The sequence below is a fragment of the Shigella sp. SIG3 genome (genome assembly GCF_053555855.1).
Genome location: NZ_JBQZXE010000264.1, coordinates 1 through 963, shown reverse-complemented (window position 1 = coordinate 963; position 963 = coordinate 1). Strand labels below are relative to the sequence as shown.

1 protein-coding gene and 1 pseudogene are annotated in these 963 nt (G+C 46.6%); one reads left to right on the top strand and one right to left on the bottom strand.

What is annotated here, in order from left to right; genetic code table 11:
- A partial coding sequence (locus ACUU1I_RS20785; RefSeq protein ID WP_449144927.1) for a tetratricopeptide repeat protein occupies positions 1 to 806 on the top strand: 806 nt, incomplete at its 5' end.
- Between the two features lie 55 nt (positions 807 to 861).
- Here the strand turns inward: ACUU1I_RS20785 and ACUU1I_RS20780 are convergent.
- Positions 862 to 963 (bottom strand): annotated as a pseudogene (locus ACUU1I_RS20780) (GNAT family N-acetyltransferase); the annotation flags it as partial.

Sequence of the window (963 nt, the reverse complement as noted above, 5' to 3'; positions counted from 1 at the left end):
TGCATAAAATGGCTGAATCGGGAGATATCGACGCGCAGAGCCTGTTAGGCTGGGAATATTATCAGCCTCGCTATGATACCAAACCTGATGTTCAGGAAGCGATTAAATGGTTCGAGTTAGCCGCTAAACAAGGTGACAGAGAAGCTCCGTTAGCGCTGGGGAGTATCTACTACGACGGTGAGCAGGTGCGGGTGGATTATGCCAAAGCGTATGCACTATTTAATCAGGCCGCGCAGCAAGGTATGAATTTAGCATGGTCCAGGTTGGGCATGATGTACGCCAATGGTCAGTATGTTGAGGTAGATTGTAAGAAAGCGAAGGAATACCTTGATAAAGGTGTCCACATTTATGGTGGCCCGGAAGACTTTCTGGCTACTTGTCGAAAAGACATGATTGACAGAAAAACGGTTGAGGATACGTTACCCGTGATCACGGTTACCCGTTCTGGGATGCGGGATAATTTTTTAGATAAAGGTTTTTCCTGCATGGATAGCCTCTTCGCCACCACCAATAAATTAGGCGAAGTGGCCAATCTTCGCGTGACATTCAGCATTCGTCGCCCATCCGGTAAGGAGATTAACCAAACGGTTGGCTTCGCGCCTTTCGGTTTAAACCGGCTGAATATTAGCTTTACTGATTACCTATTTGGTTCATTTACCAGTAATTCGTCTCTTATTCTTTATAAACCGGAATTTGAGCGAAAATCTTGTGCAACTGTAAGGACCACAATAGTTGCCGCAACGGCAACTATTAACGGCAAGGATGTGGAGTTGCTGAAAGCGGGGGCAATTGAACAAAAGTGGTAACGCTGCTCAGCCCCCGGCTAAGGCAAAACTTGCCCTGGCGGGTGGCGATAATAATCTAAGCCGCGAGAATATGCTGAATCGCCAAAAACATAGGTACAGCACCAAAAGCATTTGGTGTCGCTGAAAGCTGAACAAAGCCGAGACGAGCATAAAAGTT